19 protein-coding genes and 1 pseudogene are annotated in these 9,024 nt (G+C 51.0%); 1 reads left to right on the forward strand and 19 read right to left on the reverse strand.

Translation table 11 applies throughout. The features are described 5' to 3' along the window. Nucleotides 1-3 precede the first annotated feature (3 nt). The 16 genes from rpsH to rpsJ all read right to left on the reverse strand — a co-directional run bounded on the left by rpsH (nucleotide 4) and on the right by rpsJ (nucleotide 7,119). A complete protein-coding gene (gene rpsH / locus ABLV76_RS08040) occupies nucleotides 4-396 on the reverse strand; it encodes a 30S ribosomal protein S8 (RefSeq protein WP_002919665.1) in 393 nt (130 codons plus the stop codon). Nucleotides 397-429: 33 nt separating this feature from the next. Continuing rightward, nucleotides 430-735 carry a 30S ribosomal protein S14 gene (gene rpsN / locus ABLV76_RS08045; protein ID WP_002919667.1) on the reverse strand — a complete coding sequence of 102 codons (306 nt, stop codon included), beginning with the start codon at nucleotides 733-735 and terminating at the stop codon, nucleotides 430-432. A gap of 14 nt (nucleotides 736-749) precedes the next feature. Beyond that, nucleotides 750-1,289, reverse strand: a complete 540-nt coding sequence (gene rplE / locus ABLV76_RS08050) for a 50S ribosomal protein L5 (RefSeq protein WP_001096200.1) — start codon at nucleotides 1,287-1,289, stop codon at nucleotides 750-752. Between the two features lie 14 nt (nucleotides 1,290-1,303). Continuing rightward, complete coding sequence (gene rplX / locus ABLV76_RS08055) at nucleotides 1,304-1,618, reverse strand: 50S ribosomal protein L24 (protein WP_000729185.1); 315 nt, start codon at nucleotides 1,616-1,618, stop codon at nucleotides 1,304-1,306. 10 nt (nucleotides 1,619-1,628) lie between these two features. Further along, a complete protein-coding gene (gene rplN / locus ABLV76_RS08060; RefSeq protein ID WP_002919748.1) occupies nucleotides 1,629-2,000 on the reverse strand; it encodes a 50S ribosomal protein L14 in 372 nt (123 codons plus the stop codon). 165 nt (nucleotides 2,001-2,165) lie between these two features. Continuing rightward, the gene (rpsQ, locus tag ABLV76_RS08065) at nucleotides 2,166-2,420 is read right to left on the reverse strand and encodes a 30S ribosomal protein S17 (RefSeq protein ID WP_002919751.1); all 255 of its coding nucleotides are present in this window, start codon (nucleotides 2,418-2,420) and stop codon (nucleotides 2,166-2,168) included. After that, nucleotides 2,420-2,611: a 50S ribosomal protein L29 gene (rpmC, locus tag ABLV76_RS08070; protein ID WP_002919754.1), complete on the reverse strand. Its 192-nt coding sequence runs from the start codon at nucleotides 2,609-2,611 to the stop codon at nucleotides 2,420-2,422. The genes rpsQ and rpmC overlap by 1 nt, the downstream gene beginning before the upstream one ends. Continuing rightward, nucleotides 2,611-3,021 (reverse strand): 50S ribosomal protein L16, encoded by a 411-nt coding sequence (rplP, locus tag ABLV76_RS08075; protein ID WP_002919759.1) that lies wholly within the window; start codon nucleotides 3,019-3,021, stop codon nucleotides 2,611-2,613. Before rplP ends, rpmC begins: the two co-directional genes overlap by 1 nt. A 12-nt stretch (nucleotides 3,022-3,033) precedes the next feature. Then, nucleotides 3,034-3,732 (reverse strand): 30S ribosomal protein S3, encoded by a 699-nt coding sequence (rpsC, locus tag ABLV76_RS08080; RefSeq protein WP_002919766.1) that lies wholly within the window; start codon nucleotides 3,730-3,732, stop codon nucleotides 3,034-3,036. Between the two features lie 17 nt (nucleotides 3,733-3,749). Next, the gene (gene rplV, locus ABLV76_RS08085; protein ID WP_002919773.1) at nucleotides 3,750-4,082 is read right to left on the reverse strand and encodes a 50S ribosomal protein L22; all 333 of its coding nucleotides are present in this window, start codon (nucleotides 4,080-4,082) and stop codon (nucleotides 3,750-3,752) included. 14 nt (nucleotides 4,083-4,096) lie between these two features. After that, complete coding sequence (gene rpsS / locus ABLV76_RS08090; protein WP_001138115.1) at nucleotides 4,097-4,375, reverse strand: 30S ribosomal protein S19; 279 nt, start codon at nucleotides 4,373-4,375, stop codon at nucleotides 4,097-4,099. 16 nt (nucleotides 4,376-4,391) lie between these two features. Beyond that, nucleotides 4,392-5,213 carry a 50S ribosomal protein L2 gene (gene rplB / locus ABLV76_RS08095; RefSeq protein WP_002919786.1) on the reverse strand — a complete coding sequence of 274 codons (822 nt, stop codon included), beginning with the start codon at nucleotides 5,211-5,213 and terminating at the stop codon, nucleotides 4,392-4,394. Nucleotides 5,214-5,230: 17 nt separating this feature from the next. Continuing rightward, nucleotides 5,231-5,533 (reverse strand): 50S ribosomal protein L23, encoded by a 303-nt coding sequence (rplW, locus tag ABLV76_RS08100; protein ID WP_000617546.1) that lies wholly within the window; start codon nucleotides 5,531-5,533, stop codon nucleotides 5,231-5,233. Then, nucleotides 5,530-6,135 carry a 50S ribosomal protein L4 gene (gene rplD / locus ABLV76_RS08105; RefSeq protein ID WP_002919794.1) on the reverse strand — a complete coding sequence of 202 codons (606 nt, stop codon included), beginning with the start codon at nucleotides 6,133-6,135 and terminating at the stop codon, nucleotides 5,530-5,532. The genes rplW and rplD overlap by 4 nt, the downstream gene beginning before the upstream one ends. A 10-nt stretch (nucleotides 6,136-6,145) precedes the next feature. Beyond that, the gene (rplC, locus tag ABLV76_RS08110) at nucleotides 6,146-6,775 is read right to left on the reverse strand and encodes a 50S ribosomal protein L3 (protein WP_002919796.1); all 630 of its coding nucleotides are present in this window, start codon (nucleotides 6,773-6,775) and stop codon (nucleotides 6,146-6,148) included. 32 nt (nucleotides 6,776-6,807) lie between these two features. Beyond that, nucleotides 6,808-7,119, reverse strand: a complete 312-nt coding sequence (rpsJ, locus tag ABLV76_RS08115; RefSeq protein WP_001181005.1) for a 30S ribosomal protein S10 — start codon at nucleotides 7,117-7,119, stop codon at nucleotides 6,808-6,810. A gap of 383 nt (nucleotides 7,120-7,502) precedes the next feature. On the opposite strand from rpsJ, the gene ABLV76_RS08120 reads away from it, so the two are divergent. Continuing rightward, complete coding sequence (locus ABLV76_RS08120) at nucleotides 7,503-7,988, forward strand: A24 family peptidase (RefSeq protein WP_048295653.1); 486 nt, start codon at nucleotides 7,503-7,505, stop codon at nucleotides 7,986-7,988. On the opposite strand, the gene bfr is transcribed toward ABLV76_RS08120, so the two are convergent. From bfr to tuf, 3 genes and pseudogenes are all read right to left on the reverse strand, one after another. Further along, on the reverse strand, nucleotides 7,972-8,448 hold the full coding sequence (gene bfr / locus ABLV76_RS08125) for a bacterioferritin (protein WP_004206792.1): 477 nt from the start codon (nucleotides 8,446-8,448) through the stop codon (nucleotides 7,972-7,974). The two genes, ABLV76_RS08120 and bfr, sit on opposite strands and share 17 nt — an antisense overlap. A 73-nt stretch (nucleotides 8,449-8,521) precedes the next feature. Continuing rightward, nucleotides 8,522-8,716: a bacterioferritin-associated ferredoxin gene (bfd, locus tag ABLV76_RS08130; protein ID WP_017900608.1), complete on the reverse strand. Its 195-nt coding sequence runs from the start codon at nucleotides 8,714-8,716 to the stop codon at nucleotides 8,522-8,524. A 180-nt stretch (nucleotides 8,717-8,896) separates the two neighbouring features. After that, nucleotides 8,897-9,024, reverse strand: a pseudogene (gene tuf, locus ABLV76_RS08135) (elongation factor Tu); the annotation flags it as partial.

Raw genomic sequence — 9,024 nt, forward strand, 5'->3', positions numbered from 1 at the left:
CGATTAGGCTACGTAGCAGATAATTTCGCCACCAAGACCAGCCTGGCGCGCTGCACGATCAGTCATAACACCTTTAGAGGTAGAAACAACTGCGATACCCAGACCGGCCATAACTTTCGGCAGCTCATCTTTTTTCTTATAGATGCGCAGACCTGGGCGGCTGACACGCTGAATGCTTTCTACAACAGCTTTACCCTGGAAATACTTAAGAGTCAGTTCCAGTTCCGGCTTGGTGTCGCCTTCAACTTTAAAATCTTCGATAAAACCTTCTTCCTTCAGCACGTTGGCGATTGCCACTTTCAGCTTGGAGGAAGGCATGGTGACCGCAGCTTTGTTCGCGGCCTGACCGTTACGGATACGGGTCAGCATATCCGCGATCGGATCTTGCATGCTCATCTGTCTTTACTCCCGTGATTCAATTGGTGACAATTACCAGCTAGCCTTTTTCAGACCCGGGATTTCACCGCGCATAGCGGCTTCACGGACCTTAATACGGCTCAACCCGAACTTCCGCAGGAAACCATGCGGACGACCTGTTTGACGGCAGCGGTTACGCTGACGAGACGGGCTGGAATCACGCGGCAGAGTCTGCAGCTTGAGAACGGCATTCCAACGATCTTCGTCGGTTGCGTTCACATCAGAGATGATAGCTTTCAGTTCAGCGCGTTTAGCGAAGAATTTATCAGCTAAAGCCACGCGCTTTACTTCGCGTGCTTTCATTGATTGCTTAGCCATTAAGTAACCCTACCTTACTTGCGGAACGGGAAGTCAAAGGCAGCCAGCAGAGCACGGCCTTCTTCGTCAGATTTCGCAGTAGTGGTAATGGTAATATCCAAACCACGAACGCGGTCGACTTTATCGTAGTCGATTTCTGGGAAGATGATCTGCTCACGGACACCCATGCTGTAGTTGCCACGACCGTCGAAAGACTTAGCGGACAGGCCGCGGAAGTCACGAATACGCGGTACAGCAATAGTGATCAGGCGCTCAAAGAACTCCCACATGCGTTCGCCACGCAGAGTTACTTTACAGCCGATCGGATAGCCCTGACGGATTTTGAAGCCTGCAACTGATTTGCGTGCTTTGGTGATCAGCGGTTTTTGACCGGAGATTGCTGCCAGGTCAGCTGCTGCGTTATCCAGCAGTTTCTTGTCAGCGATCGCTTCACCAACACCCATGTTCAGGGTGATCTTCTCGACCCGAGGGACTTGCATGACAGAATTGTAGTTAAACTCAGTCATGAGTTTCTTAACTACTTCGTCTTTGTAGTAATCATGCAGTTTCGCCATCGTACTACTCCAAATTACTTGATAGTTTCGCTGTTAGACTTGAAGAAACGGACTTTTTTGCCGTCTTCGAATCTAAAGCCTACACGGTCAGCCTTGCCGGTTGCCGCATTGAAGATTGCAACGTTAGAAACCTGAATTGCAGCTTCTTTTTCAACGATGCCGCCTGGTTGGTTCAGAGCCGGAACCGGCTTCTGGTGTTTCTTAACCAGGTTGATACCTTCAACAATGACCTTGCCGGAAGACAGGACATTCTTAACTTTACCGCGCTTACCTTTATCTTTACCGGTTAACACGATAACTTCGTCATCACGACGGATTTTCGCTGCCATGATTCGCTCCTTAGAGTACTTCTGGTGCCAGAGAGATAATTTTCATGAACTTCTCGGTACGAAGTTCACGAGTTACCGGCCCAAAAATACGCGTACCGATAGGCTGCTCGCTGTTATTGTTCAGAATAACGCATGCATTACCATCGAAGCGAATGACAGAACCGTCCGGGCGACGAACACCCTTCTTGGTGCGCACCACTACCGCCTTCAGCACATCACCTTTTTTGACCTTACCACGCGGAATTGCTTCTTTGATGGTGATCTTGATGATGTCGCCTACGCCTGCGTAGCGACGGTGCGAGCCACCCAGAACCTTGATACACATTACGCGACGTGCACCGGAGTTGTCGGCGACGTTCAGCATAGTCTGTTCTTGGATCATTTTAGTGCTCCGCTAATGTCAACTACTACTGAGACCCGAAAATTAGGGTCGTTAAAAAGCCCCATATCGAGGGCGCGGCATTATAACACCACAAACCAGATATGGGTAGAAAAAATAAACGGCTCATCGCTGAGCCGTTTATCCGTATCGAGAATGCGTACTCTATTACAGAACCGCTTTCTCTACAACGCGAACCAGCGTCCAGGACTTAGTCTTGGACAGCGGACGGCATTCGCGGATTTCAACCTTGTCGCCGATACCGCATTCGTTGTTCTCGTCATGTACGTGCAGTTTGGTCGTACGTTTGATGAATTTGCCGTAAACCGGGTGTTTCACCATACGTTCGATAGCAACAACAATGGATTTCTCCATTTTGTCGCTAACTACGCGACCTTGCAGAGTACGGATTTTATCGGTCATTACGCACCCGCCTTCTGAGTCAGTAAAGTCTTAACGCGTGCAACATCACGACGCACTTGCTTCAGCAGATGAGTCTGTTGCAGCTGGCCACTTGCAGCCTGCATGCGCAGGTTGAACTGCTCACGCAGCAGGTTCAGCAGCTCAGCGTTCAGCTCTTCAACGCTTTTTTCACGCAGCTCTTTTGCTTTCATTACATCACCGTCTTAGTTACAAAGGTGGTTTTGATCGGCAGTTTCGCTGCTGCCAGGCCGAATGCTTCACGGGCCAGCTCTTCCGGTACACCGTCCATTTCATACAGGACTTTACCCGGCTGAATCAAGGCAACCCAGTACTCCACGTTACCTTTACCTTTACCCATACGAACTTCCAGCGGCTTCTCGGTGATCGGTTTGTCCGGGAATACACGGATCCAGATCTTACCTTGACGCTTAACTGCACGGGTCATAGCACGACGTGCTGCTTCGATCTGACGTGCAGTCAGACGACCACGGCCAACAGCTTTCAGACCGAAAGTGCCGAAGCTAACATCCGTACCCTGCGCCAGACCACGGTTGCGGCCTTTGTGCACTTTACGGAATTTTGTACGCTTTGGTTGTAACATCAGCGACGCTCCTTATTTACGGCCTTTACGCTGCTGCTTTTTAGGTTGAGCAGCCGGTTCCGGTTGTTCAACAGCAGCCATACCACCCAGGATCTCACCTTTGAAGATCCATACCTTAACGCCGATTACACCGTAAGTGGTGTGCGCTTCAGAGGTGTTGTAGTCGATGTCAGCACGCAGAGTGTGCAGCGGTACGCGACCTTCACGGTACCATTCGGTACGTGCGATTTCCGCGCCGCCCAGACGGCCGCTAACTTCAACTTTGATACCTTTAGCGCCCAGACGCATTGCGTTCTGTACAGCACGCTTCATCGCACGACGGAACATAACGCGACGTTCCAGCTGAGAAGTGATGCTGTCAGCAACCAGTTTTGCGTCCAGTTCAGGTTTACGAACTTCGGCGATATTGATCTGTGCAGGTACGCCAGCGATATCCGCTACGACCTTGCGCAGTTTTTCTACGTCTTCGCCTTTCTTACCGATAACGATACCCGGGCGAGCGGTGTGAATGGTCACACGGATGCTCTTAGCCGGACGCTCGATAACGATGCGAGATACAGACGCTTTAGCCAGTTCTTTAGTCAGGAACTGACGTACTTTAAAATCGCTGTCCAGGTTGTCAGCGAATTCTTTGGTGTTCGCGAACCAGGTAGAGTTCCATGGTTTGACAATACCCAGGCGAATACCATTAGGATGTACTTTCTGACCCATTGCTAGTCTCCAGAGTCTCAGCGATCGGACACAACCACAGTGATGTGGCTGGTGCGCTTCAGGATGCGATCTGCACGACCTTTAGCACGCGGCATAATGCGCTTCATGCTCGGGCCTTCGTCTACGAAAATTTTCGCAACTTTCAGATCATCAATGTCAGCGCCATCGTTGTGTTCAGCGTTAGCAATGGCAGATTCCAGTACCTTCTTGACCAGTACAGCAGCTTTTTTGTTGGTGTAGGTCAGAATATCCAGGGCCTGCGACACTTTCTTACCGCGAATCAGGTCAGCTACAAGGCGAACCTTCTGAGCAGAAGAACGAGCATGGCGATGTTGAGCTAAAGTTTCCATCTCTTCCTCCTACCTTATTTCTTCTTCGCTTTTTTATCAGCAGCGTGGCCGCGATAAGTACGAGTCGGTGCGAATTCACCCAGTTTGTGACCGACCATTTCGTCGGAAACAAATACTGGAACGTGCTGACGACCATTATGGACAGCGATGGTCAAACCGATCATGTTAGGAAAGATCGTTGAACGACGGGACCAAGTGCGCAGGGGCTTCTTGTCTCCGCTTTCCACCGCTTTCTCTACCTTCTTCAGCAAGTGCAGGTCAATAAAAGGACCTTTCTTGAGAGAACGTGGCATGGCTTATCCTCTAAAATTATTTGCTACGGCGACGTACGATGAATTTATCAGTACGCTTGTTGCTGCGGGTCTTCTTACCTTTGGTCTGCAGGCCCCACGGGGATACCGGGTGCTTACCAAAGTTACGACCTTCACCACCACCATGTGGGTGGTCTACTGGGTTCATCGCAGTACCGCGAACGGTAGGACGAACACCACGCCAGCGTGCAGCACCTGCTTTACCCAGAACGCGCAGCATATGCTCAGCATTGCCAACTTCGCCCAGAGTAGCGCGGCAGTCTGCTTCGACTTTACGCATTTCACCAGAACGCAGACGCAGGGTGACATAAGCACCGTCGCGAGCAACGATCTGAACGTAAGTACCAGCGGAACGAGCCAGCTGACCGCCTTTACCTGGTTTCATTTCTACGTTATGAACGGTAGAACCAACCGGGATATTGCGCATCGGCAGGGTGTTGCCTGCTTTGATTGCAGCATCAACGCCAGACTGAATCTGGTCGCCAGCTTTCAGGCCTTTCGGGGCCAGGATGTAACGGCGCTCGCCGTCTTTGTACAGAACCAGCGCGATGTTCGCGGAGCGGTTCGGATCGTACTCAAGACGTTCAACAACTGCCGGGATACCATCTTTGTTGCGTTTGAAGTCAACAATACGGTAAGCCTGCTTGTGGCCACCACCGATATGACGGGTGGTGATACGGCCATTGTTGTTACGACCACCGGATTTGCTGTTTTTTTCCAGCAACGGAGCAAAAGGTTTGCCCTTGTGCAGCTCTGGGTTAACCACTTTAACGACGTGGCGACGACCCGGAGATGTCGGTTTACATTTAACAACTGCCATTGTATTACTCCTCCGACTTACTCAGCGCCGCCAACGAAGTCCAGATTCTGGCCTTCTTTCAGGGTGACGTAAGCTTTTTTCCAGTCGCTACGACGACCGATACGCTGTCCGTGACGTTTAACTTTCCCTTTAACAACCAGGGTGTTAACGACTTCGACTTCGACTTCAAACAGTTTCTGCACAGCAGCTTTGATTTCTGCTTTGGTCGCGTCTTTAGCAACTTTGAGAACGATGGTGTTTGTTTTTTCCATCGCAGTAGACGCTTTTTCAGAAACGTGCGGTGCGCGCAGCACCTTCAGCAGACGTTCTTCACGAATCATGCCAGCATCTCCTCAACTTGCTTAACAGCATCAGCAGTCATTACGACTTTGTCGAAGGCGATCAGGCTAACCGGGTCGATACCGTTCGCATCACGTACGTCAACCTTGTGCAGGTTACGTGCGGCCAGGAACAGGTTCTCGTCCAGCTCACCGGTGATGATCAGCACATCTTCCAGAGCCATGTCTTTCAGTTTCTGTGCCAGCAGCTTAGTTTTCGGCGCTTCAACAGAGAACTTCTCGACAACGATCAGACGATCCTGACGTACCAGTTCGGACAGGATGCTTTTCAGCGCGCCGCGGTACATCTTCTTGTTAACTTTTTGACTGTGGTCCTGCGGACGAGCAGCAAAGGTCACGCCACCGGAACGCCAGATCGGGCTCTTGATAGAACCAGAACGCGCACGGCCGGTACCTTTCTGGCGCCACGGTTTTTTACCGGAGCCAGTGATTTCAGCACGAGTCTTCTGAGCACGAGTGCCCTGACGCGCACCAGCTGCATAAGCAACAACAACCTGGTGAACCAGCGCTTCGTTGAAATCACGACCGAAGGTAGTTTCGGAAACAGTCAGCGCGCTCTGCGCGTCTTTCAATACTAATTCCATTGCTATCTCCTCACGCCTTCACAGCTGGTTTAACGATCAGGTCGCTACCGGTCGCACCCGGGACAGCACCTTTAACCAGCAGCAGGTTGCGCTCAGCGTCAACACGTACTACGTCCAGGCTCTGAACGGTTACACGCTCATTACCCAGCTGACCTGCCATTTTCTTGCCTTTGAACACTTTGCCCGGAGTCTGGTTCTGACCGATAGAACCCGGAACGCGGTGAGACAAGGAGTTACCGTGAGTAGCGTCCTGGGTACGGAAGTTCCAGCGCTTAACGGTACCAGCAAAACCTTTACCTTTAGAGGTACCGGTTACGTCAACTTTTTTAACGTCAGCAAACAGTTCAACGCTAATGTTCTGACCTACGGTGAATTCTTCGCCGTCAGCCAGACGGAATTCCCACAGACCACGGCCAGCTTCAACGCCAGCTTTAGCGAAGTGACCCGCTTCCGGCTTGGTTACACGGTTAGCTTTTTTAGCACCGGTGGTAACCTGGATTGCGCGGTAGCCATCGTTAGCCAGGTCTTTAACCTGAGTAACACGGTTTGCTTCAACTTCGATTACGGTTACTGGGATAGAAACGCCATCTTCAGTGAAGATGCGGGTCATGCCCACTTTTTTACCGACTAAACCAATCATTGTTTCAACCTCTCAATCGCTCGATGACCTGATTAACCCAGGCTGATCTGCACGTCTACACCGGCAGCCAGATCCAGACGCATCAGAGCATCAACGGTTTTTTCAGTTGGCTCAACGATGTCAACCAGACGCTTGTGAGTGCGAATTTCGTACTGGTCACGCGCGTCTTTGTTGACGTGCGGGGAGATCAGAACGGTAAAGCGCTCTTTGCGGGTCGGCAGCGGGATCGGACCACGGACTTGCGCACCAGTGCGCTTAGCAGTCTCGACGATTTCCGCGGTTGATTGATCGATCAGACGATGATCAAACGCTTTCAGGCGGATACGGATTCTTTGGTTCTGCATGAGACCAGAGCTCCAATTATTTTATAGACGAAATGATTACTCCTCATACCCATTACGATTGATGGGAGAGTGTAACCGTTCTTACATAGTCCCCCGATTGGGGACATTGTTTGATAACCCAACTGCGATTACCAGGGTTCATATTGAACCGGCCGTCAACTTTGACAGGCCCGCGCATTATACGCAAATTCTGGCGCTACGCAAGTGCTGTTTAGAAAATCATCACCAGGATTTGCGCGCCTTCGCGCTAGAGAATTGTACGTGCCGAAAACACGGCAAATTAACGCGGATGGCGCCATCCATTCCTGGAAAGTCCTTTTTGCACCAAACGGGGGTCAATAAGCATAGTGAGGCGATGTTCTTTGACGATTACGGGGTTAACCATGCTCGCCGCCCTCCCCTTCTTGCTGTGTTATAGCGGATTGACCTTAGCCTTATGCCACCAGGACCTGCGTCACGGCCTGCTGCCCGACCGTTACACCTGTCCCCTGCTGTGGAGTGGTTTACTTTTTTATCTCTGTCTGGCGCCGCACCACCTTCATGATGCCGTCTGGGGAGCGATAGGCGGCTATCTGTGTTTGGCTGCGCTTTACTGGCTATATCGCGGGATCCGCGGCTATGAGGGGTTGGGGTATGGGGATATCAAATATCTCGCCGCCCTAGGCGCCTGGCATGGCTGGCAATTGTTGCCGCAGCTGCTACTGGTAGCATCGCTGCTCGCTGGCACGGTGTGGGCAGTATCAGGTTTGCACGCCAGGTACGGCGGGAGCAGTAAATGGAGGGGGAACAACCCGCTGCCGTTTGGGCCATTTCTGACGGCCGCGGGTTTCTGCTGTGGGTGTCAGACGCTGGCTAGTCTGACACTTTGATCTGCGACTGCAGGTAATTTTGCAGGCCGATTTTGCCGATCAGATCGAGTTCGGTTTCCAGCCAGTCAATATGGCCTTCTTCATCCGCCAGGATCTCAATCATCATATCGCGGCTGACGTAGTCATGGACGCTGTCGGCATAGGCGATCGCCTCGCGCAGATTTTGCGCCCCTTCCAGCTCCAGTCTTAAATCGGACTGCAGCATCTCTTCTACATCTTCACCGATGCCAAGTTTGCCGAGATCCTGCAGATTAGGGATACCTTCGAGAAAAAGAATACGCTCGATGTATTTATCGGCATGCTTCATTTCGTCGATGGATTCGTGGTACTCGATATCGTTGAGGCGCATCAGGCCCCAGTTTTTGAACATTCTCGCATGGAGAAAGTACTGATTAATTGCGACCAGCTCATTTCCCAATAATTTATTGAGATAACTTATGATTTTGACATCACCTTTCATTATATAGTCCCTCCGCTTCCACTCATTGAAGCGTAGTCCGGCCTATAGGGATGTCAAAAGAGAAGCGTGGACTTCAGGCGATTTCTTTGAATTCCGGCATGGTGGTTAATTCATCTTCCATAACTTCCCGCGCCGCGCGAACACACTTACCGCATTGATTTCCAACGGGAACAAACTTACGTAATTGCTGAAAAGATTGCGGTTGAAACTGGCGGACAACCTGGCGAATTTTTTTATCGCTGATGCCATTGCACAAACAAACGTACATATAAACTCCCGTTCAATTTATGCACAAATATTAAATGAGAATAGTTATGATTACAATAGACCATTTACTCATTATCCGCCGCAGCGCACGTTATGAATCGCCAGCATAACCGCCTTTTTCGCTGAACGACGGACAGCAAAAAGGGCGCCGAAGCGCCCTTTTTTATTCAAAGCTAACGAATTAGCCCAGAACTTTAGCTACAACGCCCGCGCCAACGGTACGGCCGCCTTCACGGATTGCGAAACGCAGACCGTCGTCCATCGCGATCGGGTGGATCAGGGTAACAACCATTTTGATGTTGTCGCCCG

The organism is Klebsiella sp. GB_Kp047 (assembly GCF_040065235.1).
Taxonomy (GTDB): Bacteria; Pseudomonadota; Gammaproteobacteria; order Enterobacterales; family Enterobacteriaceae; genus Klebsiella; species Klebsiella quasipneumoniae.

Excerpts from the sequence above, each read along its gene's own strand:
- rplP (WP_002919759.1), bottom strand. The coding sequence starts at position 3,021 with ATGTTACAACCAAAGCGTACAAAATTCCGTAAAGTGCACAAAGGCCGC.
- rplD (WP_002919794.1), bottom strand. The coding sequence starts at position 6,135 with ATGGAATTAGTATTGAAAGACGCGCAGAGCGCGCTGACTGTTTCCGAA.
- rplV (WP_002919773.1), bottom strand. The coding sequence starts at position 4,082 with ATGGAAACTTTAGCTCAACATCGCCATGCTCGTTCTTCTGCTCAGAAG.
- rpmC (WP_002919754.1), bottom strand. The coding sequence starts at position 2,611 with ATGAAAGCAAAAGAGCTGCGTGAAAAAAGCGTTGAAGAGCTGAACGCT.
- bfr (WP_004206792.1), bottom strand. The coding sequence starts at position 8,448 with ATGAAAGGTGATGTCAAAATCATAAGTTATCTCAATAAATTATTGGGA.
- rpsH (WP_002919665.1), bottom strand. The coding sequence starts at position 396 with ATGAGCATGCAAGATCCGATCGCGGATATGCTGACCCGTATCCGTAAC.
- rpsS (WP_001138115.1), bottom strand. The coding sequence starts at position 4,375 with ATGCCACGTTCTCTCAAGAAAGGTCCTTTTATTGACCTGCACTTGCTG.
- rpsQ (WP_002919751.1), bottom strand. The coding sequence starts at position 2,420 with ATGACCGATAAAATCCGTACTCTGCAAGGTCGCGTAGTTAGCGACAAA.
- rplX (WP_000729185.1), bottom strand. The coding sequence starts at position 1,618 with ATGGCAGCGAAAATCCGTCGTGATGACGAAGTTATCGTGTTAACCGGT.
- rplB (WP_002919786.1), bottom strand. The coding sequence starts at position 5,213 with ATGGCAGTTGTTAAATGTAAACCGACATCTCCGGGTCGTCGCCACGTC.
- rplW (WP_000617546.1), bottom strand. The coding sequence starts at position 5,533 with ATGATTCGTGAAGAACGTCTGCTGAAGGTGCTGCGCGCACCGCACGTT.
- rplE (WP_001096200.1), bottom strand. The coding sequence starts at position 1,289 with ATGGCGAAACTGCATGATTACTACAAAGACGAAGTAGTTAAGAAACTC.
- rplN (WP_002919748.1), bottom strand. The coding sequence starts at position 2,000 with ATGATCCAAGAACAGACTATGCTGAACGTCGCCGACAACTCCGGTGCA.
- rplC (WP_002919796.1), bottom strand. The coding sequence starts at position 6,775 with ATGATTGGTTTAGTCGGTAAAAAAGTGGGCATGACCCGCATCTTCACT.
- bfd (WP_017900608.1), bottom strand. The coding sequence starts at position 8,716 with ATGTACGTTTGTTTGTGCAATGGCATCAGCGATAAAAAAATTCGCCAG.
- ABLV76_RS08120 (WP_048295653.1), top strand. The coding sequence starts at position 7,503 with ATGCTCGCCGCCCTCCCCTTCTTGCTGTGTTATAGCGGATTGACCTTA.
- rpsN (WP_002919667.1), bottom strand. The coding sequence starts at position 735 with ATGGCTAAGCAATCAATGAAAGCACGCGAAGTAAAGCGCGTGGCTTTA.
- rpsJ (WP_001181005.1), bottom strand. The coding sequence starts at position 7,119 with ATGCAGAACCAAAGAATCCGTATCCGCCTGAAAGCGTTTGATCATCGT.
- rpsC (WP_002919766.1), bottom strand. The coding sequence starts at position 3,732 with ATGGGTCAGAAAGTACATCCTAATGGTATTCGCCTGGGTATTGTCAAA.